Annotated in this window: 34 protein-coding genes and 1 tRNA gene; 15 read left to right on the top strand and 20 right to left on the bottom strand. The window is 37.5% G+C overall.

Translation table 11 applies throughout. From position 1 onward, the window contains the following. Positions 1-3 precede the first annotated feature (3 nt). The 5 genes from rlmE to DM558_RS07790 all read left to right on the top strand — a co-directional run bounded on the left by rlmE (position 4) and on the right by DM558_RS07790 (position 5,176). Positions 4-633 (top strand): 23S rRNA (uridine(2552)-2'-O)-methyltransferase RlmE, encoded by a 630-nt coding sequence (rlmE, locus tag DM558_RS07810; RefSeq protein ID WP_109702245.1) that lies wholly within the window; start codon positions 4-6, stop codon positions 631-633. A gap of 215 nt (positions 634-848) precedes the next feature. After that, on the top strand, positions 849-2,750 hold the full coding sequence (gene ftsH / locus DM558_RS07805; protein ID WP_407644310.1) for an ATP-dependent zinc metalloprotease FtsH: 1,902 nt from the start codon (positions 849-851) through the stop codon (positions 2,748-2,750). Between the two features lie 3 nt (positions 2,751-2,753). After that, positions 2,754-3,614 carry a dihydropteroate synthase gene (gene folP, locus DM558_RS07800; RefSeq protein ID WP_127163256.1) on the top strand — a complete coding sequence of 287 codons (861 nt, stop codon included), beginning with the start codon at positions 2,754-2,756 and terminating at the stop codon, positions 3,612-3,614. After that, complete coding sequence (glmM, locus tag DM558_RS07795) at positions 3,601-4,950, top strand: phosphoglucosamine mutase (RefSeq protein ID WP_407644300.1); 1,350 nt, start codon at positions 3,601-3,603, stop codon at positions 4,948-4,950. The genes folP and glmM overlap by 14 nt, the downstream gene beginning before the upstream one ends. A gap of 25 nt (positions 4,951-4,975) precedes the next feature. After that, positions 4,976-5,176, top strand: coding sequence for a heavy-metal-associated domain-containing protein (locus DM558_RS07790; protein ID WP_127163254.1), 201 nt, complete (start codon positions 4,976-4,978; stop codon positions 5,174-5,176). A 72-nt stretch (positions 5,177-5,248) separates the two neighbouring features. On the opposite strand, the gene DM558_RS07785 is transcribed toward DM558_RS07790, so the two are convergent. Then, complete coding sequence (locus tag DM558_RS07785) at positions 5,249-6,427, bottom strand: aminotransferase-like domain-containing protein (RefSeq protein ID WP_127163252.1); 1,179 nt, start codon at positions 6,425-6,427, stop codon at positions 5,249-5,251. A 367-nt stretch (positions 6,428-6,794) separates the two neighbouring features. Here DM558_RS07785 and DM558_RS07780 point away from each other — a divergent pair, with 367 nt between their 5' ends. From DM558_RS07780 to DM558_RS07735, 10 genes are all read left to right on the top strand, one after another. Continuing rightward, on the top strand, positions 6,795-7,211 hold the full coding sequence (locus DM558_RS07780) for a hypothetical protein (RefSeq protein ID WP_127163250.1): 417 nt from the start codon (positions 6,795-6,797) through the stop codon (positions 7,209-7,211). Between the two features lie 113 nt (positions 7,212-7,324). Then, entirely contained in the window at positions 7,325-8,032 is a 708-nt protein-coding gene (ubiG, locus tag DM558_RS07775; RefSeq protein WP_127163248.1) for a bifunctional 2-polyprenyl-6-hydroxyphenol methylase/3-demethylubiquinol 3-O-methyltransferase UbiG, read from the top strand. 12 nt (positions 8,033-8,044) lie between these two features. Further along, positions 8,045-8,716 carry an HAD family hydrolase gene (locus DM558_RS07770; protein WP_127164839.1) on the top strand — a complete coding sequence of 224 codons (672 nt, stop codon included), beginning with the start codon at positions 8,045-8,047 and terminating at the stop codon, positions 8,714-8,716. Positions 8,717-8,746: 30 nt separating this feature from the next. Further along, on the top strand, positions 8,747-9,673 hold the full coding sequence (gene metR / locus DM558_RS07765) for a transcriptional regulator MetR (RefSeq protein WP_127163247.1): 927 nt from the start codon (positions 8,747-8,749) through the stop codon (positions 9,671-9,673). A gap of 11 nt (positions 9,674-9,684) precedes the next feature. Then, the gene (gene galE, locus DM558_RS07760) at positions 9,685-10,704 is read left to right on the top strand and encodes a UDP-glucose 4-epimerase GalE (protein ID WP_127163245.1); all 1,020 of its coding nucleotides are present in this window, start codon (positions 9,685-9,687) and stop codon (positions 10,702-10,704) included. A 93-nt stretch (positions 10,705-10,797) separates the two neighbouring features. Beyond that, entirely contained in the window at positions 10,798-11,892 is a 1,095-nt protein-coding gene (locus tag DM558_RS07755) for a glycerol dehydrogenase (RefSeq protein WP_127163244.1), read from the top strand. Between the two features lie 253 nt (positions 11,893-12,145). Further along, positions 12,146-12,922 carry a ferredoxin--NADP reductase gene (locus tag DM558_RS07750; RefSeq protein WP_109702257.1) on the top strand — a complete coding sequence of 259 codons (777 nt, stop codon included), beginning with the start codon at positions 12,146-12,148 and terminating at the stop codon, positions 12,920-12,922. Between the two features lie 78 nt (positions 12,923-13,000). Next, positions 13,001-13,756, top strand: coding sequence for a triose-phosphate isomerase (gene tpiA / locus DM558_RS07745; RefSeq protein ID WP_127163242.1), 756 nt, complete (start codon positions 13,001-13,003; stop codon positions 13,754-13,756). A 2-nt stretch (positions 13,757-13,758) separates the two neighbouring features. Further along, entirely contained in the window at positions 13,759-14,181 is a 423-nt protein-coding gene (gene secG, locus DM558_RS07740) for a preprotein translocase subunit SecG (RefSeq protein WP_127163240.1), read from the top strand. Positions 14,182-14,213: 32 nt separating this feature from the next. Beyond that, positions 14,214-14,299 (top strand) — tRNA-Leu (locus tag DM558_RS07735). Positions 14,300-14,381: 82 nt separating this feature from the next. Here the strand turns inward: DM558_RS07735 and DM558_RS07730 are convergent. The 19 genes from DM558_RS07730 to DM558_RS07650 all read right to left on the bottom strand — a co-directional run bounded on the left by DM558_RS07730 (position 14,382) and on the right by DM558_RS07650 (position 26,096). Continuing rightward, entirely contained in the window at positions 14,382-14,573 is a 192-nt protein-coding gene (locus DM558_RS07730) for a helix-turn-helix transcriptional regulator (RefSeq protein ID WP_127163238.1), read from the bottom strand. After that, a complete protein-coding gene (locus DM558_RS07725; RefSeq protein ID WP_127163236.1) occupies positions 14,570-14,812 on the bottom strand; it encodes a hypothetical protein in 243 nt (80 codons plus the stop codon). The genes DM558_RS07730 and DM558_RS07725 overlap by 4 nt, the downstream gene beginning before the upstream one ends. After that, a complete protein-coding gene (locus DM558_RS07720; protein ID WP_127163234.1) occupies positions 14,802-15,221 on the bottom strand; it encodes a hypothetical protein in 420 nt (139 codons plus the stop codon). Before DM558_RS07720 ends, DM558_RS07725 begins: the two co-directional genes overlap by 11 nt. Next, positions 15,222-15,386: a ribosome modulation factor gene (locus DM558_RS15650; RefSeq protein WP_164731423.1), complete on the bottom strand. Its 165-nt coding sequence runs from the start codon at positions 15,384-15,386 to the stop codon at positions 15,222-15,224. 2 nt (positions 15,387-15,388) lie between these two features. After that, positions 15,389-16,006, bottom strand: a complete 618-nt coding sequence (locus DM558_RS07715; RefSeq protein ID WP_127163232.1) for an ASCH domain-containing protein — start codon at positions 16,004-16,006, stop codon at positions 15,389-15,391. 11 nt (positions 16,007-16,017) lie between these two features. Further along, entirely contained in the window at positions 16,018-16,266 is a 249-nt protein-coding gene (locus tag DM558_RS07710) for a hypothetical protein (protein WP_127163230.1), read from the bottom strand. A 319-nt stretch (positions 16,267-16,585) separates the two neighbouring features. Further along, a complete protein-coding gene (locus DM558_RS15645; protein ID WP_164731422.1) occupies positions 16,586-16,744 on the bottom strand; it encodes a hypothetical protein in 159 nt (52 codons plus the stop codon). 5 nt (positions 16,745-16,749) lie between these two features. After that, positions 16,750-18,342, bottom strand: coding sequence for a DUF4942 domain-containing protein (locus DM558_RS07705; protein ID WP_127163228.1), 1,593 nt, complete (start codon positions 18,340-18,342; stop codon positions 16,750-16,752). A 45-nt stretch (positions 18,343-18,387) separates the two neighbouring features. Next, positions 18,388-19,080, bottom strand: a complete 693-nt coding sequence (locus tag DM558_RS07700; protein WP_127163227.1) for a BRO-N domain-containing protein — start codon at positions 19,078-19,080, stop codon at positions 18,388-18,390. A gap of 277 nt (positions 19,081-19,357) precedes the next feature. After that, entirely contained in the window at positions 19,358-19,834 is a 477-nt protein-coding gene (locus DM558_RS07695; protein ID WP_127163225.1) for a single-stranded DNA-binding protein, read from the bottom strand. After that, positions 19,827-20,447: a lambda exonuclease family protein gene (locus DM558_RS07690; protein WP_127163223.1), complete on the bottom strand. Its 621-nt coding sequence runs from the start codon at positions 20,445-20,447 to the stop codon at positions 19,827-19,829. The genes DM558_RS07695 and DM558_RS07690 overlap by 8 nt, the downstream gene beginning before the upstream one ends. Beyond that, the gene (locus DM558_RS07685) at positions 20,419-20,958 is read right to left on the bottom strand and encodes a hypothetical protein (protein WP_127163222.1); all 540 of its coding nucleotides are present in this window, start codon (positions 20,956-20,958) and stop codon (positions 20,419-20,421) included. The genes DM558_RS07690 and DM558_RS07685 overlap by 29 nt, the downstream gene beginning before the upstream one ends. Next, complete coding sequence (locus tag DM558_RS07680; protein ID WP_127163220.1) at positions 20,924-21,238, bottom strand: hypothetical protein; 315 nt, start codon at positions 21,236-21,238, stop codon at positions 20,924-20,926. Before DM558_RS07680 ends, DM558_RS07685 begins: the two co-directional genes overlap by 35 nt. Next, positions 21,235-21,435: a hypothetical protein gene (locus tag DM558_RS07675; protein ID WP_127163218.1), complete on the bottom strand. Its 201-nt coding sequence runs from the start codon at positions 21,433-21,435 to the stop codon at positions 21,235-21,237. The genes DM558_RS07680 and DM558_RS07675 overlap by 4 nt, the downstream gene beginning before the upstream one ends. Positions 21,436-21,735: 300 nt before the next feature. Continuing rightward, entirely contained in the window at positions 21,736-22,842 is a 1,107-nt protein-coding gene (locus tag DM558_RS07670) for a nucleotidyltransferase family protein (RefSeq protein ID WP_127163216.1), read from the bottom strand. 863 nt (positions 22,843-23,705) lie between these two features. Further along, positions 23,706-23,969: a hypothetical protein gene (locus tag DM558_RS07665; RefSeq protein WP_127163214.1), complete on the bottom strand. Its 264-nt coding sequence runs from the start codon at positions 23,967-23,969 to the stop codon at positions 23,706-23,708. 2 nt (positions 23,970-23,971) lie between these two features. Continuing rightward, positions 23,972-24,241 (bottom strand): hypothetical protein, encoded by a 270-nt coding sequence (locus DM558_RS07660; RefSeq protein WP_127163212.1) that lies wholly within the window; start codon positions 24,239-24,241, stop codon positions 23,972-23,974. 203 nt (positions 24,242-24,444) lie between these two features. Continuing rightward, positions 24,445-24,954, bottom strand: coding sequence for a DUF4411 family protein (locus DM558_RS07655; protein WP_127163210.1), 510 nt, complete (start codon positions 24,952-24,954; stop codon positions 24,445-24,447). Beyond that, positions 24,954-26,096: an ImmA/IrrE family metallo-endopeptidase gene (locus DM558_RS07650; RefSeq protein WP_127163208.1), complete on the bottom strand. Its 1,143-nt coding sequence runs from the start codon at positions 26,094-26,096 to the stop codon at positions 24,954-24,956. Before DM558_RS07650 ends, DM558_RS07655 begins: the two co-directional genes overlap by 1 nt. Between the last annotated feature and the right edge of the window lie 22 nt (positions 26,097-26,118).

Genomic DNA, 26,118 nt, shown 5'->3' with positions numbered 1-26,118 from the left:
AGTGTGGCGCGTTCTAAAAGCAGTCAACGTTGGCTTAAAGAGCACTTTGATGATCCATTTGTTAAACAGGCTCAGAAGGACGGCTATCGTTCTAGAGCAAGTTATAAATTACTTGAGATCCAAGAAAAAGACCACATATTAAAGAATGGGATGACTGTTATTGACTTGGGAGCAGCACCTGGAGGCTGGTCACAAGTTGTTAGTCGCATCATTGGAGAGCATGGTCGTTTAATTGCGTCTGATATTTTATCTATGGATAGCATCGCGGATGTGACGTTTATTCAAGGGGATTTTACAGACGATAAAGTATTTGAAACATTATTAGAAACGATTAATCATCAGCCTGTTGACTTGGTAATTTCTGATATGGCACCAAATATGTCAGGTATGCGCTCTGTTGATCAGACAAAAGCAATGCTGCTCTGTGAGTTGGCATTAGATATGGCATTAAAAGTACTAAAACCTGGAGGGTGTTTTTTGATTAAAATATTTCAAGGTGAAGGGTTTGACGCCTATCTGCAGATGGTGCGCCAATCGTTTGATAAAGTTCAAATACGTAAGCCTAACTCATCAAGAGATCGATCAAGAGAGCAGTATTTATTAGCAAAAGGGTTTAAAGGGAGTGAGTTTTAAGTCTATTTTATGTAAAATCTATAAACATTTATTTAAATAAATAAAATGTTATTGATATTTATTTATAGTAGACTAAAACACTAAGGTTTAATGATTATCATCATGTTTGTTTTTAACAAATTTATAGCGGTTATAAAGTTAAGGGTGGCTAATTGAATAATACAACTAAAAATATAATATTATGGGTAGTTGTCGTTGTTGTGTTTGTTTCAATAATGAATAATTTTTCATTAACCAGCGATGCCCAGTCATTAAATTATTCTCAATTTATCCAACAGGTTAAAGACGGCAAAGTTCAAAGTGTAACAGTTGATGGTTATACGATTACGGGTAAAACTAAAGATGGTGGCACCTTTAAGACAGTGCGTCCACTTATTCAAGACAATGGCTTGATGGGCGATTTATTAAATAACAATGTAACTGTCATTGGTAAACAACCTGAGCAACAAAGTATTTGGACTCAATTATTGATTGCCTGTTTCCCTATTTTAATTATTATCGCTGTGTTTATGTTCTTTATGCGCCAAATGCAAGGTGGCTCTGGTGGTAAAGGTGGCCCAATGAGCTTTGGGCGTAGTAAAGCCAGAATGTTATCTCCTGATCAAGTGAAAACAACATTTGCCGATGTGGCGGGTTGTGATGAGGCCAAAGAAGAAGTAGAGGAAATGGTTGAGTTTTTACGTGATCCTGGTAAATTCCAAAGGTTAGGCGGGCGTATCCCCCGTGGTGTGTTAATGGTAGGTCCTCCAGGAACAGGTAAAACCTTATTGGCTAAAGCCATTGCAGGTGAAGCGAAAGTTCCATTTTTTACTATTTCAGGTTCTGATTTCGTAGAGATGTTTGTGGGTGTTGGTGCAAGTCGTGTGCGTGATATGTTTGAACAAGCGAAAAAACATGCTCCTTGCATTATCTTTATTGATGAAATTGATGCGGTGGGTCGTCATCGTGGCTCGGGTATGGGCGGGGGTAATGATGAGCGTGAGCAAACATTGAACCAAATGCTTGTTGAGATGGATGGTTTCCAAATGAATGACGGCATCATTGTTATTGCCGCTACTAACCGTCCAGATGTTCTAGATAAAGCGCTATTACGTCCAGGTCGTTTTGACCGACAAGTGGTCGTAGGGTTACCTGATATCCGTGGTCGTGAACAAATTCTTAAAGTTCATATGCGTAAAACACCTATTGAGCAAGATGTTAAACCTTCAGTTTTAGCAAGAGGTACACCAGGATTTTCTGGTGCTGATTTGGCTAATTTAGTTAACGAAGCTGCATTGTTTGCTGCGCGTAACAATAAACGTACAATCAGTATGAAAGAATTTGAATTGGCTAAAGATAAAATTCTAATGGGAGCTGAGCGTAAGTCTATGGTTATGCCAGAGGCTGAACGTCGTAATACTGCATATCATGAATCAGGGCATACTATTGTAGGTCGCTTAGTGCCAGATCATGATCCAGTCTATAAAGTTTCAATCATTCCTCGTGGACGTGCTTTAGGTGTCACCATGTATTTACCTGAGGAAGATACATATAGCCATTCAAAACGCTCTTTAGAAAGTATGCTTAGCTCGTTATTTGGTGGGCGTATTGCAGAAGAGTTAACGTTAGGTTTTGAAGGGGTTACAACAGGGGCCTCTAACGATATTATGAGAGCTACACAAATAGCACGTAATATGGTGACTAAGTGGGGACTGTCTGAGAAGCTAGGGCCATTAATGTATGGTGAAGATGAGCAAGAAGTATTCTCAGGCTATCGTGACAGTGCTGCTAATGCAATGTCGGCTGAAACTGCTAAGGCGGTTGATGAAGAGATTAGAAAAATCATTGATTTTTGTTATAACCGCGCAAAACAGCTTTTAGTGGATAATCGTGACAAGTTAGATACAATGGCAGAAGCGTTGCTTAAGTATGAAACGTTAGACAGTGATCAAATTGATGACATAATGAATGGACGGGAAGTGCGTCCTCCAAAAGATTGGGATATTGATGATAATACACCTTCTAAGCCATCATCTACTGAGGCTGGTAAAAATGAGGATGTATCTGAAGCTGATAAAGGTGCAGATGATAATGAGTCTTCTACGCCAGCAGGAAATAACCCTTCTAGCGGACAGTAAGTAATGACACTTACTTGCCATCAACAAGTTGACCGGCTACAGTGCGGTAGCCGGGTTCTTAATTTAACCCATCCCCAAGTGATGGGTATTCTAAATGTAACACCTGATTCTTTTTCTGATGGAGGCTTGCACAGTAATTTATCTGATGCGCTTAGCCATGCTGAGCTTATGATAAATGAAGGTGCGAGTATTATTGATGTGGGTGGTGAATCCACACGCCCTAATGCAGCGTCTGTCTCTGTACAAGAAGAGTTGGATCGAATCTTACCTGTTGTTGAAGCAATTAGCCATCGATTTGATGTCGTTATTTCTGTTGATACGTCAACGCCTGAAGTAATGATTGAATCAGCAAAAGTTGGGGCGGGTTTTCTTAATGATGTTCGATCTTTCCAGCGCGAAGGAGCTCTCGCCGCAGCTAAACGAACGGGTCTACCTGTTTGTATTATGCACATGCGTGGTGATCCTCGTACTATGCAAGAGCAAACACATTATGATGATTTAGTTTATGAAGTAAAAGAGTTTTTACAAATGCGCAGTCTAGCTTGCCAAGAAGCAGGTATTTGTAAAGAACAAATAGTAATTGATCCTGGTTTTGGTTTTGCTAAAAGTTTAGAGCAAAACCTAGCACTTTTCCATCATATGAGTCAGCTTCAAGTATTGGGATTTCCTATGCTTGTAGGTGTTTCTAGAAAGTCTATGATTGGTGGGGTGTTAGGTAAAGACGTAACAGAGCGTTTGTATGGTAGTTTAGGGTTGGCTGCATTGGCGATTACAAAAGGAGCCCGTATCCTAAGGGTGCATGATGTGGCGGCAACAGTTGATATAGTGAAAATTATTACTGCAGTAGAGAATGAGCGTGACTAGAAAACATTTTGGTACAGATGGTATTCGTGGACGTGTAGGGCAATATCCTATTACCCCAGATTTTATGTTGAGGTTAGGTTGGGCAACAGGTGTTGCGTTTCGTAAAAAGGGAGCTTGCCGTATTTTAGTGGGTAAAGATACACGTATTTCTGGTTATATGTTTGAGTCAGCGTTAGAGTCTGGTCTTGCTTCTGCTGGAGTGAATGTTCAGCTATTAGGCCCTATGCCTACACCTGCCGTAGCTTATTTGACTCGTACTTTTCATGCCGATGCAGGTATTGTTATTAGTGCTTCTCACAATGGACATAATGATAATGGCATCAAGTTCTTTTCAAGCAAGGGAACAAAGTTACCTGATGATACGGAGTTAATGATTGAAGAGCTCATGAGTCGTCCTATGGAAGTGGTAGAGTCCCAATTGTTAGGTAAGGCTTCTCGTATTAATGATGCTGCTGGCCGTTATACGGAATTTTGTAAAAGCACTGTACCGAATCATACCAGTTTTGAGGGGATGAAGATTGTTGTAGATTGCGCCAATGGTGCAACCTATAAAGTGGCACCCAATGTTTTTAAAGAATTAGGGGCTGAGGTTATCTCGCTTTTTGTTCATCCTAATGGGCTTAATATTAATGACCAATGTGGCTCAACACATCCTGCTCCACTAGTTGAAGCCGTTAAAACACATCAAGCGGATTTAGGGATCGGTTTTGATGGGGATGGTGACCGTGTTGTCATGGTTGATCATGCGGGTGGAGTTGTCGAAGGTGATGAGTTACTCTTTTTAATTGCACGTGATCTTAAAGAGCAAGGGAAGTTAGAGGGTGGGGTTGTTGGAACTCAAATGAGTAATCTTGGCCTAGAATTAGCTTTTCAAACGTTAGGTATTCCTTTTGCTCGTGCGAATGTAGGCGATCGTTATGTCATGTCATCTTTGTTAGAGCATGGTTGGCAATTAGGTGGGGAAAACTCAGGGCATATTGTTTGTAAATATCATACCACCACTGGTGATGGTATTGTGGCTGCATTGCAGGTGCTGATGGCTCTTAAGCATCGTGGACAAACGTTGGCAGAAGCACGTCAAACGTTACATAAGTGCCCTCAAAGACTGATTAATATAAAATTACCTGTGATGATTTCTGAAGAAGATTTAAAGTCAGCGGATATTGAGAAATTATCAGAGCAAATTATTCAATCAATGGATGGAAAAGGACGTATTTTATTAAGGAAGTCGGGCACAGAGCCCGTTATTCGAGTAATGGTTGAAGGGCAAGATACCGCATTAGTAGACCGTTCTGCTAATGCGTTGGCTGAATTAATTCATAGTAAGTTTTCTTAACTGTTTATAATAAGAGAGGTATATTATGCAACATTTTGATTTAAAAGGATTAACATGTGGGCATTGTGTGCGTGCGGTAACTGATGCAATTAAAAAGCTAGATGAGAACGCCGAAGTGGATATCAATTTAGCCACAGGAAAAATGACCGTTGTAAGTGAGTTGCCAGCGACAGAAATTGTAAAAGCAGTTTTTGCTGAAGGGTATGAGGCTTACGAAGTAAAATAAGGAAAATGGCCAAGTATTACTTGGCCATTTTTATAAGTACTATTACCGAAATAATAGCTATATTTTTATTAATTAGGCTGTGTGCTTTTTGATAAGCTCGGCCAATATTTTAATTCCTTTCTCAATTTTTTCTTCTGGCACTGTAACAAAGGCCAATCTTAAGCAATGAATATTGGTTGAGTTGGCAAAAAATGGTTCTCCAGGTACAAAAGCAACTTTATTTTGCACGGCTTCGGCCAGTAACTCAGTAGCATTGATTGTTTTTGGAAGTTCAACCCAAATAAACATACCACCTTCAGGTCGATTAAATTTAACACTTTTAGGCATATGTTGAATTAATGAATCAATCATTGCATTACAACGCTTAGCATAGAGCGCACGTATTGTAGGGATATGTTTTTCTAAAAATCCCTCTTTGATAACATGATAAGCAATACGTTGTGTAAGGCTGGGAGTATGCAAGTCTGCTGCTTGTTTAAGTTGTACTAACTTATTAATTAATGTCTCAGAAGCCACAATGTAGCCAAGGCGCAGGCCAGGGGCTAGTACCTTAGAGAAAGAACCTAAGTACACTGTGTTTTCAGGCGCTAATGTATACACGCCGGGGAGTCTATTACCCTCATAGTCAAGCTCGCCATAAGGGTCATCCTCAATCAAAACGAGGTCGTTCTTTTTCGCCAGTTCTGCTACTTGTTTGCGACGTTCTAATGATAAGCGGCGACCTGTTGGGTTTTGAAAGTTAGGTATTAAGTACATGAAACTAGCTGATTTAGCCATGTCGTCAGAAATAGAGTCAGGTATTAATCCTTTTTCATCACTTTCAATAGAAACATACTGTGGTTCGTATTGAGTGAAAGATTGTAAACCACCTAAGTAGGTTGGCGTTTCAACAAGAATTTGGCTGCCTTTGTTAATAAGTGCTTTACCTATTAAATCTAAAGCTTGTTGTGAACCTGTAACGATAAGCACTTGTGTTGGGCGAACAGTGATACCATCACGAGAAACTTGTTTAGCAACCCATTCTCTTAATGGAACATAGCCCTCCGTAGGGCCATATTGTAATGCTCCAATAGCATCATTACCATTTAATACATGATCGACAGCTTGTTTAATTTCTTTGACAGGAAATGTATCAGGAGAGGGAAGCCCTCCTGCAAAAGAAATAATATCAGGTTGTTCAGTGATTTTTAAAATCTCACGAATAGCAGAGCTTTTAAGACTAGCGGCACGATCAGAAAAATTCCATTGCATTCTATTTATTAACCTTTAGTTATATTTAATCAACGACGGTAGGCTATACCTAGAGTCAATAATTACAATAAAGTTTCTGAGAAGTATGAAGAAGATGCCTAACGGTAATCATAACTGCTAATCATTTACTTGTGGTGAGTGACTAGGCTCCATTTATTAATTACCCGATCTTGATGGGACAGATGCTCTATCAATATCTTCGGTAAACTATGTAACGTAACTTATTTAGTTTAATAAAAAAAGGTTGCCAATATCAAGTAATACTTCGGCAACCCATAAAATAAAACACATTTTATCAGTCTTCATCGATAATTTTGTTATAGTATATTGGTGAAATGTGAATAGGTTAATATCAACAGGAGTATATATGTCACAATATAGGGAAAAGTTTTTGTCATTATGGCCGCAGTTGCAAATTGGCCAAAGCTTTTGGATCGTTGATGATATTACGAAAGAGTTCTGGTTGGTTGATCTTGATGATCTGACCATAAAAATACGTCCGCAAAATAATATAAAGGTAGCTAAACAGGCATTTATTGATGTAATCGATTATTTAGTGGCGCATAATCATTATCAAGAGTTACCTTGTGATATTAAAATAGATGAAGTCTATGAACGGAGTTCAGCTATCGCTAATGTTGCTCGTGACGCTAATCCTTATATGAAAGAGTCTCCGTTAAATTATATTCTTGCTATTCTTAAAGCATTGGGTATTGTCGATGTAACAGGTGTCAGACCAAATATGACATGGCTGATAAAACAAGAAGAAACTGAAGTTTTATAAGATGACATTGATTGGAACATTTAATCCATAAAAAAGGTAGATGTTATTAATACGATAAAGGATAATACAAGAAATTTAGAGAATTTGTTTAGTCTCCCTAATGAGGCAGGATTATGAGTAATAATGTAGATCATGCAGAAATAGCCAAGTTTGAAGCGTTAGCTAGTCGTTGGTGGGATCGTGAAAGTGAGTTTAAACCACTTCACGAAATTAACCCTTTGCGAGTTAATTGGATCGAGGAGCATGTAACCTTAGCAGGTAAAAAAGTATTAGATGTTGGGTGTGGTGGAGGTATTCTCAGTGAGGGGATGGCTAAACGGGGGGCGAGCGTAACAGGGATTGATATGGGGGAAACTCCTCTTTCTGTTGCTAAGTTGCACCAGTTAGAATCACAAGTAAATGTTGAGTACTTTAAGAGTACAGCAGAAGAGTTTGCGGAAGCACATGCAGGTGAATACGATGTAGTTACTTGCTTAGAAATGTTAGAGCATGTACCAGACCCCGCTTCTGTAATCAGAGCTTGCTATAAATTGGTTAAGCCAGATGGATATGTATTTTTTTCTACCATCAACCGTAATCCAAAGTCCTATATGTTTGCTATTATCGGTGCTGAGTATATTTTGAGGTTGCTGCCTAGAGGAACTCACGACTACCAAAAGTTTATTAGACCTTCAGAGTTAGGCTCATGGTGCCGTGAAGCTGGGTTAGCGATGCAAGATATGATCGGTTTAACCTACAATCCATTGTCTAAGACTTATAAGTTAACCGCTTATGATGTCAGTGTTAACTATATGATACAGACACAACGTATAGACGATTAGAGGGTAATAATGATGAAGTTTGAAGCAATATTGTTTGATATGGATGGTACACTATTGGATTCTGCTCCAGACTTTATTGCGATTACTCAACAACTTCTCAAAGATTATGACTATACCCCAGTGAATGATAGCAAGATTAGGGATGTGGTTTCTGGTGGGGCGAAGGCCATGGTCTCAACTGCATTTAGTATGGACGAAAGCCATCCCTTATTTGAGGGATTACGCTTAGAGTTTTTGGCTCGCTACCTGCAAGATTGTGCAGTTTATTCTAAACTCTATGAAGGAATAAATGGCTTATTAACAGATATTGAAAAGGCGGGGTTACGTTGGGGAGTCGTCACTAACAAGCCCGTTCGATTTGCTGAGCCTATTATGGAACGACTGGGTTTGACTAAACGTTGTTCCATTTTGATATGTCCTGAGCATGTAACACATTGCAAACCAAGCCCTGAACCTATATTGTTAGCTGCCAAGCAGTTGGCTGTTGATCCGAGTAACATCATTTATGTGGGCGATGATAAACGCGATATTGACGCAGGGAACGCTGCGGGTTGTAAAACAGTAGCGGTTGAATATGGTTATATACATCCAACGGATAATCCAAGAAATTGGGGAGCAGGAGCGGTAGTGGCTTCTGTTAGTGAGTTACACCAATTGATTGATAGGGCCATTTGTGGCTGTTAGGTTTTACAATTATAAAATAGTGATTTATTTATGTTGGAAATCCGTCATTTAAAAAGTTTACACGCATTACGTGAGGCTGATAGCTTGGTTGATGCAGCCGATCGCCTACATTTTACACAGTCGGCACTGTCTCATCAGTTAAAAGAGTTAGAAGATCGGCTGGGAACACAACTGTTTGTTAGAAAAACGAAGCCTATCCGTTTTACAAGTGCAGGGCTTCGATTATTAACGTTAGCAGATACTATGTTACCCTTGTTGCGGGGTGCTGAGCGTGATTTATCACGATTGTCAGGTGGAACAGCGGGTCGTTTACATATGGCAATAGAGTGTCATAGCTGTTTTCAATGGTTAATGCCAACCATTGATGCCTTTAGAGATGCTTGGCCTGAAGTAGAGCTTGATCTAGCATCAGGTTTTTCTTTTGCCCCACTCCCTGCGTTAGCTAGGGGTGATTTGGATTTGGTTGTTACCTCTGATCCTGTGGAGTTACCAGGCATTATGTACATCCCCCTCTTTACCTATGAGGCGATGCTAGCCGTTTCAAATAAACACAAATTAGCAAATAAAGCGTTTGTAGAGCCTACTGATTTAGAAACAGAAGTGTTAATTATTTACCCTGTTGATCGCAATAAATTAGATATTTTTACCCATTTTTTAGAGCCAGATGATGTTGAACCATTATCTGTAAGAACGGCCGAAATGACAGTTATGATGGTACAGTTAGTGGCATCCAATCGAGGGGTTTGTTGTCTACCTAATTGGGCTTTACATGAGTACAGTAGCCGTGGCTATGTTAAAGCTAAACAGTTGGGAGAAAAAGGGTTACAAGCAACGCTTTATGCAGCAATTAGAGAAGATATGTTTGATGCGGCATTTATGCAAGATTTTTTATTAACAGCAAAAGATACCTCTTTCTCTACGCTAGAGGGTGTTAGTATGGTTAAGCAGGCCAAATAGACGGAGACAAAATGACTACAACAATTTTAGTCACAGGCGGTGCAGGTTATATTGGCTCGCATACTTGCTTAGTATTATTAGAGGCAGGATATTCTGTTATTGTGATTGATAATTTAAGTAATAGCCATTATGAATCACTGGTTCGTGTCCAGAAAATCGCTGGAAAAAAAATCACCTTTATCGAGGGTGATGTACGTGATAAAGCTAAATTGGATCATGTCTTTTTACAACACAAAATTGATGCGGTGATTCATTTTGCAGGCTTAAAGTCAGTCAGTGAGTCCATACAAAAGCCAATCGAATATTATGACAATAATATTAATAGCACATTGATTCTTTGTGAAGCAATGAAAAAAGCGAATGTAAAAAAGCTAGTCTTTAGTTCGTCAGCGACAGTCTATGGTGACCCGAAAGGTAAACCAGCCACAGAAGAGTTTCCTGTGGGAGGAACAACTAATCCGTATGGTACCTCAAAGTTAATGCTAGAAAAAATATTAGAGGATATTTATCAAGCAGATAATAGCTGGAATATTGCATTACTTCGTTACTTTAACCCTGTGGGAGCTCATTCAAGTGGTTTAATTGGCGAGGACCCAACGGGAACACCCAATAATTTAATGCCATATATTGCTCAAGTAGCTGTTGGTTTACGCCCATTTTTAAACATTTATGGAGGCGACTACCCTACAAAAGATGGTACGGGGGTTAGGGACTACATTCATGTGATGGATTTGGCCAATGGACATATGAATGCCTTGTCTTGGTTAAATACTAAACCAGGGATTAAAGCCATTAATTTAGGGACTGGGGTAGGCTATAGTGTTTTAGATATGTTACATGCTTTCGAAAAGGCCTGTGGCAAGCAGCTTCCTTATCAAGTTGCAGAGCGCAGAGAGGGTGATGTGGCAATGTGTTTTTCTGATTCAACACTCGCTAAAACACTACTTGGATGGGAAGCGGTTCATGATTTAGATGCCATGTGTCGAGACAGTTGGAATTGGCAGCTTAAAAATCCAAAAGGATACCAATAAACGTTTTATTACTTTTTACTGATGATCAACAAATAATATACGAAATAGTAGTGTTATAGTGTTTGAATCACACTAACGATTCAGGAGATGGCTATGATTACGACTTCGATTTTCCCTTCACGTTATGTTCAAGGTGCAGGTGCTCTAGATCTACTAGGGGAGGAGCTGGCGAGACTAGGTAAAAAAGCCTTATTACTGCTAGACCCTTTTGTAGATGATAATTTTCATAAACAAATTGAGCAATCTTGCAAATCTCATGTTACCTGTAAGTTTGAGCGTTTTATGGGGGAGTGTAGTGATGAAGAAATTTCCCGCTTACAGGACTTGGTAAAAGGTGATATTCCTGACGTCGTTGTAGGGATGGGCGGAGGAAAGTCAATAGACACAGCGAAGTATCTAGCCGATACGCTCAATCGCCCAGTGGTGGTAGTTCCTACTTTAGCATCAACAGATGCGCCTTGTAGTGCCTTATCAGTTGTTTATACGGCGACTGGCGAGTATAAGCGTATGGTTGTTTTTAAAGAAAACCCACGAGTTGTTTTAGTCGATAGTCAAATAGTAGCTCAAGCTCCCGTCAGATTTCTTGTTTCGGGAATGGGTGATGCCCTTGCAACATGGTTTGAAGCAGAGGATTGTTATAATAGCCATGCAGCCAATATGACAGGGCGCCAAGGATCATTTACAGCTTGTAATCTTGCTGATTTCTGCTACGAAACATTGCTTGAATATGGTTTACTTGCTGTACAGGCAGTTAAAAGGCAAGTTGTGACGCCTGCGTTAGAGCGAGTCATTGAGGCCAATACTTTATTATCAGGGTTAGGTTTTGAAAGTGGAGGCTTATCTGGCGCGCATGCGATACATAATGGCTTTACAGCCTTAGAGGCTACACACCATTATTGGCATGGTGAAAAAGTGGCTATGGGTGTATTAAGTTTATTGATGCTAACAGACAGATCACCCGATATTATCGATGAGGTTTATACATTCTGTGAAGAGGTAGGGTTACCAACAACATTAGCGGATATCGGCTTAACTCATGTTACTCAAGATGAGTTACTTACTGTTGCTGAGCTTGCTTGTGCTGAAGGAGAAACTATACACAATATAGCAGGGGGAGTAACACCTCAAAGCGTATTGGCTGCTATTTGTGCAGCAGATGAAGAAGGGCGTCGTCGTAAAGCTCAGTAAGTTCATTAAGAAAGTAACTAGCCAAGTGGTTAGTTGCTTTCTTATAATAAAAAATAATAAAAAAATATTTAAGGTTTTAAAATTATTATAATAGCAATTAATAAGCTAATACCAAATTAGACTATATAAATACTTTTCATCGTTTAAAAACTCCCTTATAGTGTGCACCCATACAGATTTAATATAAAGCTATTAATGCCAAAGGGTATTAATAAAGCATGACTACTTAGTTTATGATTAATAGGAGTTTTTGATGAGTAAAATGGCCACAGAACGTGTGCTAAGCGTTCATCATTGGAATGATACGTTATTTAGTTTTAAGACCACACGTGATCCTGGATTGCGTTTCCAAAATGGCCAATTTGTCATGATAGGTTTAGAGATCAATGGTAAGCCCTTAATGCGTGCTTATAGTATCGCAAGCCCTAATTATGAAGATCATCTAGAGTTCTATAGCATCAAAGTCCAAAATGGTCCTCTTACTTCTAAACTTCAACACTTAAAAGTGGGTGATGAAATATTAGTAAGTCGTAAACCGACAGGAACTTTAATTACAGGTGATTTATTGCCTGGTAAAAATGTTTACTTTTTGAGTACCGGAACAGGCTTAGCTCCTTTTATGAGCCTAATACAAGACCCAGAGGTGTACGAGAAGTTTGAAAAAGTCATCCTTATTCACGGTGTACGCTATGTGAGTGAATTAGGTTATTATGACTTCATCACTAATCAGCTTCCTGAAAATGAATTCTTTGGTGATATGGTTAAAGAAAAATTGATCTATTATCCAACAGTAACACGCGAGCCTTTTAAAAATACAGGACGTTTAACCGACTTAATGCGTTCTGGGAAATTATTTAATGATATTGGTTTGCCTCCTATTAACCCAGAAAGTGATCGTGCAATGGTCTGCGGTAGTCCCTCTATGCTCGATGAAACCTGTCAAGTGCTAGATAGTTTCGGTCTAAAAATATCCCCTCGTATGGGCGATCCTGCTGATTACTTAATTGAACGTGCTTTTGTCGAAAAATAACAATAGACACAGTTTTTACTTGCTACTTTTGAAAAGCTTGGGTAATATTTGCGCCCAACAAAATAGACGAGGTTAAGTATGCGTCGCCCATTGGTAGCAGGTAACTGGAAAATGTATGGGAATAGTGCGAGCGTTAAAGCACTACTTACAAGTCTAAAAGACTTAGTATGGCAACCACAGGTTGATATTGCAGTATTTCCTCCCACATTATTCCTTATTGAAGCTGTCCAAGCGCTTAAAGAAACGCCTATCTTGACTGGCGCCCAGAATTGTGCAATAGAACCAGATGAGATGGCACTAACTGGCGAGGTTTCTGCAAGTCAGTTAGTCGATGTGGGTTGCCAATTTGTATTAGTTGGACATTCTGAACGTCGTCTATTATTGGGGGATACAGAAGCAATACTGATTAAAAAATTTCAAGCAGCGCAAAGTAAAGGTTTAAAACCGATATTATGTTTGGGTGAAACAAAAGAGCAGCGAGAAAAAAATCAAACATTTACTATTATTAGAGATCAACTTAATAGTATAATAGACAGCTTAGGTATTGATGTATTTACCAATGCAGTGATTGCTTATGAGCCCGTTTGGGCGATAGGTACTGGCTTAACAGCTACACCAGAGCAAGCACAAGAAGTTCATTGTTTTATTAGAGCACTAATTGCTGAAAAGAAAGAAGCAATTGCTCAAAATATACAGATTTTATATGGTGGTAGTGTAAAAGAGAATAATGCAGATGCATTATTTACAATGCCAGATATTGATGGGGGGCTTATTGGTGGTGCCTCATTGAATGCAGATGAATTTGGTGCGATTTATCGCATAGCGGGAAATTAAGAATGTTATTAGAAACAGCGATTGTTATTATCCACTTACTAGTTGCGTTAGGTGTAGTTATTCTCGTGTTAGTACAGCATGGAAAGGGTGCTGATATGGGAGCCTCTTTTGGTGGTGGTGCCTCTAATACTGTGTTTGGTAGTCAAGGTTCAGCAAACTTCTTAAGTAGAACAACTGGAATACTTGTTGCTATCTTTTTTGCAACAAGTTTAGGTTTAACCTACTACGCTAAATTAAAAACTGCACCAACAAGTCGATTAGAACAAGCAGCTGCTACTCAATCAGTAAGCCAACCAGAAGTACAGCAGCAAAATGTAGAAATAGAACATCAACCAGCGCCAGCAACAAACAGCAACGTGCAAACAAAAGAAAGTGATGTTGAGTTGACACCTGCACCTGCCGCTGACTCTAAAGGAAGTAATTAATCGTTAACAGTAATGTTAACCTACCGAATAGTGCTGAGGTGGCGGAATTGGTAGACGCGCTACCTTGAGGTGGTAGTGACCGTAGGTCGTGTGGGTTCGAGTCCCATCTTCAGCACCATATATAAAGCCTAGTTAATTGATTTAGCTAGGCTTTTTTTATTCATAGATATTTTTATGCCCCATAGTATGCCCCTAAAGATTTATGCAGCATTATTTTTTATTTGCTCTTCTATCCATTCATTGATCTGATTTTCACTCCATCTTGCAGATTTTCCTCCTATGATTTTATGCTGCTTTGGAAATTCACCAAGCTTCATATATTTATAAATTGTGCTAACTGCAAGTCCTACTTTTTCGCTCACTTGTTCTTTAGTTAAAAATCTATCACTCATACATCACCTCTTTTCAAATCCTCGTTAAGCAGCTTGGCTATTTTTATGGCAAAATCTTTATTGATGCAAAGGCAATACCCTTTTGCATCAGCACCGTTTGATGGCTTTACGTGGTAGTAGTGGATTACACCATTTTTATCTGGATATTGCTCATGTACTCGAAATTCGTAATTATCCCCAATAGTCCATCCGCATATATCAGATGCTTCTACGATTTTCACACTTTTCTCAATTCTCATTGCTTACCTCAACGATAGTAAAATCATCCATTTCTTCTACTTCCGCAAATCTCTTGGCTTCTTCTTTGCTTTCAAATACAGCATTTTCATAGTAAGGAGCGTCGCATCCAGTATTCCATGTAAGAATATCCATTTCTTTTATGTCTGTTCCATGAAGAATAATGAATTTAGGTTTTTTATTTTCTCTCAAAAACTCACGTTCAAAGCGTTGCGCTATTTTGCTTGCTCTAGCTACTCTCTCTGGTTCAAATAAACTAAAATCTTTATAATTACCAAATTCATTAACTAATTTAAGTGCAAGTGAATGGCACGCATCGTTTAATGATTTACTAGAAAACGCTCGCCCATATTCATCTTGTTTAACAAAGAATAAGGTTTTTTCAAAAATAAAATCAGTCGCCTTAATCATTCAGCACCCCATCCGCTTGTTTATTTCTTTATCTGTGTCATTCCAACCAGCTTTCCATAAGGTTTTATGTATCTTGCTGCCGTATGGGCATGAGTCCAGTTCTTTACGATCTAGTCTTGCTTGTCGGCCTTGTTTATATTCTTTGGTTTTGTCTGGTTCTGGCATAGTTAAACCCTCTCAAACTCATAAACCCATACCCAAGGGTTAGCTTGCCATTGTTTTGATTCATCATTACCATAGATTGAATCCCACAGACCTCTAAACCAAGTTATAGATGGTGTTTTATCTTCCTTAACTATATCTTTAGGTGTCAAGCCGAACCCTTCAGCAATAGCATCTTGTTCTGTTATGTCTTGTAGCTTTTCTTTTCTGATAGCGGTAATTTTTAACTGAATACGTGAGAAATATTCAGGCATTTCTTCTGCTGGTCGTAATCGACATGGGTTTATTTCAGGTGTCTCATATCTTTCATTTTCTTCATTAAATGGTACACCAGCCTCAATATAATCATCACAAGACTCTATCCAGTATTCGTTGAATATTTCGCCTGAGTCATCTTCTTCATAAGGCACACTTTTGTGTTTAACTGTACCGTCTACTACATACTCGATATCTAAATCGCCATCATCTTGATACCATTGTTTTATTTTCCAAGGCTCTTTCACATAGACAATATCCCCAACTTGATATTTCGGTTCTGCATGCGGCCTTCTTGTTTGCGTTTTACGACCATCTAAAATGGCCTTGATCATTTCTTCATTAAATGAAATTGAGTTAATAGGCATGACAATACCTCTCAATAATCTGCTAATCGGCTGATTTGATCTAGTCTATCCCTAAGATCATCCACTTCATCTGCCATATCTTTAAGGACGCTCTTATCTTCTAATTCTTTTTTTAATTCATGATTTTCAGCAATAATGTCATCAATCTTATTTAAAAGGATTGGAAGAACTTCTCCTAAATGACTGTTGTCCAGTAATTGAATAGCTGAAAATAACTCATTAGCAGTCATGTTTTCGGCTGCTGCTAGATTTATTTGCATAATAAACCTCACTTTATCCACAGTAACTGTAGATAAGTCTGTTAGTAGTTTATGGTTAAATTAGGCTAGGCTTTGGAATGGCTAGCTTGGTTATGATTGATTGGTTTGTGGCGGAGTAATTACTACATAGTGCGAATATTCGTTGATTAAGTAGTCTGTATTAAAATATCCATTACCTCGATTGGTAAAAAATGCACGAGCATAATATAAATCTGAATCACCTGCCTTTCTATTATGTAAAAGTAATTCAGTTTTTTGTGATATTCTTTTATCGTTTACTATATTTTCTATGGATATCCAATTAATACTCATACACACCTCAAATAATACCATGCTGTTTATGGTTATAAGGATTGTTGGTCCTTAATGATTCGTGGTAAGAGGGGATCATCTTTATTTGTCCTCCTCTGCTTAAAAACTCTTTGACCTGAGCGCTTAATTTATCGCGCTCTTGTTGCTTTGAATTGGTCGGGCGCATGCTGGCTACTCCAATACTAATATTACGGTATCAATAGACGTTCCTGAGAACTCGTTGCTATACACCTTGGAATAAGTATGCTTAAATCCTTTTATCAGCTCTTTATCCTTTACGCTTGCAGGTAATATAGCCACCAACTTTCCATTCTTATCTAAAAGGCTACTTGCTGCCTCTAGATGAGCTTTCCAGCGTCCTTCGCTATAAGGTGGATTCATAATAATACGGTTAAAACGTTTACTTGTTTTCTCCGCCAGTTTCAAGAAATCGCCTGTGACGACATTAAAGCCTTTATCTTTTAAGATTCTACTGTGAAGCTCACTTATTTCGATACAGGTTGTTTTAACCTTAGGCATGAAATCAGCGATTCCACCAATACCTGCACTTGGCTCTAAACATGTATTACCTTCTTGAATATCCGCCATAGCCACAGCATCTTGAGCTATATTCTCTGGGGTTGGGTAAAATTGATAGCTTCTGTGATCTGGTATCTCACCAGTTCTGATAATCTCCTCAATAGCCTCGTAAACGTTATAATCAAAAGAAAAAACATTGTAGTAATATTTTTCTCTTGGCTTTTCCGTTAATACTCCACCTATTTGCTTTAATACTGAATGAAGTTCTTTTTCTATTGCTTTATTAATAGAGTAAGCTTTTACTTTTATAAACTGCGTAGAAATATCAGAATTAGCTAACTCAGTTATAACCTCAGAAGGGAGAGGCTTATTCATTAACTTAAACTCTTTTGATTGCTTTTTAGGCTTCTGTCTGAATTTTGGCGGAATTGCTGTAGGGTAAAGATAAGCTAAAACCGTGTTAAGTTTCCAAGCCATATCAGGGCTAATTTCAACATGGGCAGTACCTTTTTTATATACTCTTAATCTTATATGCCCATTATCTATAGACATCCATTGGCCAGTAACTTTGAATGCCGCTTTTACTAAGTTGCTAGTTACACCTGATAAATTAACATCTCCTTCACCTGGTAATCCTGCAAACTTACGCACAATAAGCCGTAAGTCATGCAAATAACCAATTTTTCTATAATCTGTATATGACCACGCATTATAGAGTCCACAATCATGGGCATTATCAATAATCATGCGCTTACTAAATCCCTCGGGCTGATTAGTGACATGGCTACCGGACAAAGCTTTAAATACCCCATCTAACCGTTCAGCAAAAAAACGGTCTCTATTTAATAATAAATCAGTAACGGTTGATTTGATGTTATCGTTATTAAACTCAACGGTTTCTAATTTTTTGATTTGCTCATGTAACTCATGCCGTCTTTTTTCTGGCATTATTTCCATTACACCCGTTAAAAGAATAACTTTATTCCAATACTCAGCCTCTAAAGCTTTAACTGCACCTTCTTTTTCTAACAGATAACTTAATGACGGTGGATGGTTATTATTATTTTGCTTAGCATAAAAGCTTCCAAAATAACATGATACCTCGCTCATGCTATTAATTATTTCATTAGAAAAAGAAGTTATTTTACTTTTCTTATATTCAAATTCTGACAACAAACTTCCTATTAGCGTATGCTCAACAGGCGGATAAAATTCAACGTTATTAATTAATTCTGCTGTTTGCATAAATACCTCGCATTAAAAAGCCCTAACTGGTAGGGCTTGTTTAGATTATTTCAATTGATTGGATAGTCGCTGAACACCAATAGTTAATAATTCAGGAATGAACTCTAGTGGTATGCGATTACCTATTAATTCTGACATTTGCTTTTTGTTGTCCTCATAAACAACAGTAGCACTCATAGGGATTTGGGTTATTTGGATTTTCATATCATTTCCAAACGTCAACATAAACCGTGAATGCATTAATATTGTAGAGATAACTCCATCTATGACTTCATTGTCTACAGTTGGGAATTTAGGAAATGGTATTTTATTTTTGATTAACTGCTCTATGCAGGCATCTGAATAAGCTAATGCTTTTTTCCTAACATCTTCTCGATACTCTGGATATTCTAAGCTATTGTTATTTATTCCATATCCACCGGTTTTACGAATAGATGGCAATACTTCACCAGCAACCCACTTTCTAAAACGATAGGGTAGAGTGCCTTTATTGACGGCATCACGGCAACGTAATATTAAAGTAAACAATCCTGATTCGTTGATTATATTGGCTTCACCTTGACGACCTATGTTAAACATAGAGCGTTCGTCATCATCAAGTCTTTCAATAGCTTGTGTTACATTTTTAATATTTAGTGATTTACAGACATCTTGAGCAACAAACCAAGGTTCATCATTGATTAATAAAGTACGTACTTGATGGTCTTCAAAGTTGAATATAGATAATTGATTAGACATGTGAATGTCTCCTTGCTGATTTCGAATATTTACCTAATTTCGACATTAGGTGCCAAGAGGTTCGAAAGCCACAGCAAGTTGGCTGGAGTTATTTCCCTTTCGGGTATTGTATTCCTCGCCCTCTCGGCATAAATCACAGATATAAAAAATCCGCATGCTATCGGGGCGGTTTAGTCCGCTTGCTGTATAAAGGTTTCGACACCTCGTAAGCAAACTATACAACCCCGTTACTTGCTTGTCAATTACCATAAGTTAGTGGAAAAATCTTTACACATAATTAAACTCCATTGATTGAGTGATGTTTGGCGAACGGGATGTCGTCGTCAAATTCGTTATAGTCAGGTGCAGCCGCTTGTTGATTCTGTTGCGGTCTTTGCTGTTGAGGACTTTGTTGCTGGTCGGCTCGCTGTTGAGGTTGATCTTGACGGCTGTCTAGCATCTGCATTGTGCTTGCATAAATCTTCGTTGTGTATTTATCATTGCCTTGTTGATCTTGATACTTCTCAGTAACGATCTTACCCTCGAAATACGCAAGAGAACCTTTTACCAGGTATTGTCCTGCCACTTCTGCCACCTTGCCAAACATCGTTATATTGTGCCATGTAGTACGTTCTTGATTTTGCCCATTCTGATCTTTCCATTTCTCGCTAGTTGCTACTGACATATTAGCAACTGCGCTTCCTGATGGTGTATAACGCATGTCAACATCATTTCCCAATCGCCCAATGATTTGTACTTTATTTAAACTAGCCATTTCCAACCTCTTTAACTGTATTTTTAACCAACTCAATAAACTGACTACGCCTATTGATTAATCTTTCTATATCCTGTTCGCAGTCCGATCTATTCAGCCTGTAAACAATTAATTGCTTATGTTCTGGAAAGTCTGAGCAGTAACTTATAAAGTCAACCCATTTGCGCCCTGTACAATCTAAATGGCCTATGAGCTGCCATTTATAACTAGGGTCGAATGAGTTACGTTTTAGTGTTGCGTAGTGAGTAGAGGCGATAACTGACTTAATCTCGATAACACCGTCATCATCAACAAGTCCATCTGGTGAATCGCCATAATCGCCACAATCAAAAAAGCCACCGTTAGTCACATCAACAAAATACTCATTTTCGTATAACATCCTAGCGATTGGCTCTTGTTCGTGACCTCGCTCCATATGCTGATTTGTGAAGCTATACTCTGCCTTTTGATTATTGATAATCTCTAGGGCCAACTGTAAAGCGTAACGTTTAGCCGGCTCACCCAACGCGCCGCCGTCATTAGCCATGATAGTTCCAAAGTTAGAAGCAGTTACCTTGCCAAGCCTTAACTGCTCCCATTCTTCGCTATTCTGTTGGATGTTGTGCCATATCATTATTGCACTCATTTATTAGCTGGTTGATATGCTCTTGTGATAGGGTAGCTCTTTCTAAAACCTTATCTAAATTACCATCCCGCACATAAGCCTCTTTTGCTCTTGTCCACATCCTTTCATTTTGTGGCGTAATAGCTGGTTTATTCGATGCGAATGGCTTCATTAAGCGCAATCCTTCCACTATTTCACCTCTATTTTTAACGTTAGGATCAACATAAATCCTGACTTTGGTATTGCTCCAATCTTCTAAATATCCTGATCCAGTAAGTGTTTTCATCATCTTGCTGTTGGTGGCATTTAAAATCATAGGTTTTAGCTGTTCGCCTTGTCTTATTTCTTTTTCAATAAAGTAGAGCGTGTTAAATAAGTCCTTACTTCGCTTTGTTTTATCACCCTCTAATACGGCTCTTGATACAGTAACCTCTATTGGTTCTTCAATATCTGCACTACTAAGGTAAGGCGAGTTAAACGCTTTTCTAAAATGTGTTTTTGCTTGGCTGTTCTGAGACATTCTTTTTACCTCTAACTAACTTGATTAAATTTCTAACTCCACGACCTGAACGTTTAGCTTTACGATTCGTAAAGAATCCCGTACTAGGCCAAAAATCTATTAAGGTATCGTCTGCTTTTACGATTAAGTGAACTCCACCGTTTTTACTTTCGAACGCTATACCTTGCTCAATAAGTAGATTGGTAGAATAGGCTAAATTTGATTGCCTCTTTTTCTTCTTTATTTCTGACCAATCTCTAAATATGTCGCCCATTGTGTAACTATCGTCATCATTGTTCATAAATCGCCTTTTCCGTTATTAGCGAAGCCTGAATGATTGCCAAAACGAATAGCATTAGTTATTGCTTTGTAATGCCTAATGTTTTTAGGACCTAATGCTTTACATGACTTTGAACAATATCTAGCCCAGCCTCTATTGATGTCTGCCTGTCTTGCTTCAAATTCGCATCCACAAGTTTTGCAATTGCGTTTAACCATTATTGACCTCTTTAATTACCCCATAAGAAAGCAATCTAACCAGCGTGTCTAAGGTCAGAAGATACAGGTTGATCTGGCTAAATTGCTTTCTTATAGGTAGAATTGGGTGAAAGTTAAATGAGTGTTTTATATGGATATGTTATTTGCTGTATGTCTATTTGTTGTGTCGTTAGGATTTTTCTGCTTTTGCAAAGGTTCTTTACGCAAAGTATCAATTTATATTATGGTTCTTTCTGCTGCTTATTTGATGTATAAGTTTTAATTGCCGTCCTTGGCATGGCTAAATTTCTTAATAAGAACTTAGATATTATCAATGATTTTTGTTATTTCCTTGATAAAAGCTGAGCTGTCTAAAAAGTAATTAGGATAAGCTTTTTTAATTTTTTTAATGTCATCAAGTGAAATTAAAACTACTTCAAGTAAACTATCTGCTCTATTAGCTTCTGCCTCCTTTTTTGAATAATGTTCAGTAGCAGTTTTTAAAGATTTGAATGGAGAAACATTTAAAAGTCGAGTCTTTAGATTTAAAACGAGCAAAAAATATTTTGCATCACGAAACTCATCTTTTACTTTTATATTTGATGTTATATGTTTTGTTGCAACAGATACGCCTGCTAATTTATCCAGAATTTTTAGCTTAGTATTTAAGCTTTTTATTTTATTGTGTATTTCAACCTCAGATAAGTTTGCTAGATCAGAGGTTATTTGTTTGTTTTCTTTAATTGAGAATGCTGCACTACATAACTTAAAGAAAGCTCTGTGGCTTTGGTCTCCTTTTCCAGCTTTTATTTTTGATTTGTGTAGTAAATCAAATGTCTCTACGGCTGTTGACCAAGCATGCTGTAAATTAGTTCTGATTTGCAGTTCTACTTTAAAACCTTTAAGTTCAGGATGTTTCTTTCCTGTATATTCATATATTTGATGTACTGATCTATAGCCGTCATCTTTAGGTGTAAGGATATAATCATCTTCATCGACTAAGACAAAAGAGAGATTTTTTTTTACAAAATAGCTTTTTATGCATTCATTTCTAAAACTGTTAACTTGAGTGATATTTTCTAAAATTATTCTTATGCCTGCAATATCCTGCATTCTGGATGCGGACATTCCTTTGAATCTGATTAATTTATTTATTATTGATGGCATCCTCTTTAATCTTCTAGAAAGGGTGCTTTTTTTATATAGTGTATTTCTTGTTAGTTTGCTTCTTAGAGAACCTCTTAGTATTTTCATTGGTATTTCATGCAATGTTCTCCACATTGAAATAATATCTATGTCTTTATCTGCGTCATAATCTATTAATCTATCGTCGGTTAGATCATTTTCTAGAAAATAGCATAATCTCTCACCTGCTTTTTTTACAGAAGATTTGCTCGGTAGGTTATCCATAAGCCATTCCTCATACATTCATGTTTCTCCTCATTATATATAGGTGATATATTTGCACAAGAATTGTTTTATCATTTGTGAATGAATGGTTTCTGAACTCATACTATTCAATTAACTAATAAAACCACCCTGTATAGGATTGTTTTGTTAATTAACTTTCTTAACTTAATGTTTAAATGTAAAATCGCCCCTAAACTTCAAAGGTGGTTAAGTATGTTGGGTATAGCGATTGTTTTTGCCTTTTTTGCAATAACTACAATTGTCTTTTTAATATTCTTTATTAAATTATTAAAGAATAAAAAATATAAATCTTTTATTGTTTTATTGATTATTTTTGTTGTGTTAGCTTTTTTTGCTTATCTTTTTACACTCCAACTTTTTGATTCATTAAAGTGTGCGTATTCTCCATACGGTTGCTGATAATAAGTATGCTAAGTTTGTCCATTCGTCTTAGCTACTGATAACCGCGCATCTTGCCGCTATCATTCCTATCTTATCGGCCTTATGCACCGAACCAGTGGGAAGCTCAAAGCTTTCTGCTTGTCACTGTGAGCTATCATTTAAAGGTAGATAGCCGCTTAACCTTGTATAGCTTTTAACTAATCAAAAGGGCTTCTATTTCTGTTAAGTCCTTTAAGCGTTTCTTCAACTGTTTCGTTCATTTTTCTTTCTCCTGTTGTTTAACCATCTTTAGCAAACGCACTGCATAATGCGCTTGGTGAAGATTGCTACATTGCCCAACTAACAATTGACCAGATAACCATTGCACTAAATAAAGCACCGCAAGTTACGTTTAATATTGTTTCGCCCATCTAAGCCACCTTTAAAGCTATAGCTGATACAGCAGTTAATATAAAAAGAATGTCTAGTGTGATTCTCATTTAGGCGGCCTCACTAGCTAGCTGATCTACTAATGCGGCTAGCTTCTTTTGGTATGCGTCCAAATTAGTAGCACCTGCCCCAAGTTCTATTGAAAAATGCTCTACATGAAATCCTAATAAAACGATATCGTTCTCATCATAAATACGGCTTTCAAACTCGTATTTTCTAAATTCGCAAGTAGTGGAGTACTCAGGTCTTAACTCCTCGACTCTGATATGAAGCTCTGCTAATGCTCTTTTTTGGTATGTTGGTATGATTTTCATCTTTATAACTCCCCATCATTCATAGATAAGTGATCTTCAAGAACCGTGTTATAAGCCAATGTATAAGCTTCATATTCGTCCATTGGTTCCTCATCATCTGTAAAACCTAGTGCTTCACATTTACCAGTAGTTGCTAGCTCATGAGCATATGGCTTTACTTTTCTTTCGATTAAGTAATCTGGTAGTTCAGGTTTATCAAACTTCTCTTGAGCGTTATCAAATGCAAACTGAGCAACTTCTAAGTTTCTTTGGTTGATTAGTTCTGAGTTCATTTTGATAACCCTGTTTTGTGTTTTGATGGGGTTATATTAGCACTGCTATTATTATATGTAAATAGCAATGCTAATATTATTATTAATATTGCTAATATCTTATTGTATCTGTCTGATCTAAAAAGGAATTTATTTTTAAATATTTTAGGTAAGGAGGGGTAAATATGGCAGGCAATAAAAAAGCCCTTGGGAGGGCTTAAGCACTATTTGTTGAGAATGAACAGGTTTTCTGAATTGTTAAGAAAATCAAAAAGGTTCACGCATTCGACATTAAATTCCTTACATATAGTTGGTATTTTTGGGGTAAAACACTTGGGGTCTTTAATATATTTTTCATGTGTAATGATCTTTGCGCCAAGAGTCAAGGCTTTAGCGATTAAAAATGGATCAGCACCATCCGCAAATTTATTTATTTGCTTTCGCGCCCTGTCTGGGTTTATTGGTAAATAATAGTCTTCTACGTATGAGTTTATAGCAGCAAAGTTAATTTGTGTTGTTTCATCATCTATAGGTAGAAAATATGACTTTCTATTTTTGATCCATTCTGCGACATTATCATCTTGTTTTTGAAGTTCAATATATACACTTATAATACTTCGAAAATGTCCTTTTTCAAACTGAGCATCAATAAAATCCCAAAAGGCAGGGCAGAACTGCCTCCTGTAGTAGTTATTCTGTGCATCTATAAATATATTTGAGTCAATTAAATACATTAATTATTTAACTCCTTTTCGGCAAAAGAAGCTAAGTTGCTAGGCTTTATTCCTATAAGATCATAGGCATCACTCAATAAAATCCGAGAATTTAATGCTTCAGAAGTAACCGCTCTTGCTAGCGTATTACTTACACGTGCTTTTTGCATTTTGTTATAGTTGCCGCTTCCATTTGTTGAAGATTTAACTTTATCATTAATAATATTTATATACTCTTGGTATTCTTGCTTAGAAATTAAAGATAAGGTTAATGCTCTTCTGGCAATCACCCACTTACTAACTCTGAAATACTTAGATAATTCTAGCGCACATTCTTCGATATTATCGGGGCTTAAACTTTCCCATTTGTTTTTGAATAAATCTGAAGGAACAAGATATTCTGCTGCAACGGCATTACAGAAAGTTTCTTCATTATCATTATCGTTTATGTTTGTTAAGTTAGATATGGCGGAGCTGCCTATCCATAAATGAGCTAATTCATGAATAAGAGTAAATAGCTGTGCTGATTTAGCATCATTGGTATTGATAAAGATTACAGGGGCAATTTCATCATAGATAGCAAAGCCTCTAAAATCCTCAACACTCAAAGGTCTAGAGGTGTTATTTTTTACTATCCCATTCCGCATTACAAGAACACCTAAAGACTCAATTTTTTTTATAATATCTCTAAATAGATCATCCCACTTTCCCTTAGTTGGAGGTATCTCTATAGCTAATTTTTTTCTTATGTCGCTAACAACTTTATTGTAATTATCTTGAAGTGTAAAATTACCTACTACGCTCTCAGTTATAAGATCATTTTTTATCAAATAATCTTTATACCATTCTTGTTTAATGAGTACATCATTAATTGTATCTCGCAGTTCAGGACTGATGTTCTTTTTAGCACCATCAATAGTTCTTCTGTCAGGGATATTGATGGTTTCAACAGGAGGATTTTTTAAGTATAAATATCCGAACGGTGTGTGTGTATACCTAGCCCACTCCATAGCCTGATTAAAAGTTAATTTAGATACTCCTTGTTCCCACTCTAAAATCATTTCTTGGCTTTTTTTAAATTTAATAGACATTTGTTCCACGCTTAAGCCTTCTCTATTGCGAGACCATGTAAGCATTTTTGGGTTTATAAGAGCCTGCCCCATAAGAACCTGTTTGAATATCTAT

Origin of the sequence: Entomomonas moraniae (genome assembly GCF_003991975.1) — a bacterium.
Taxonomy (GTDB): Bacteria; Pseudomonadota; Gammaproteobacteria; order Pseudomonadales; family Pseudomonadaceae; genus Entomomonas; species Entomomonas moraniae.
The sequence above is the reverse complement of the archived record's forward strand: the minus strand, read 5'-3'. Positions and strand labels throughout refer to the sequence as shown.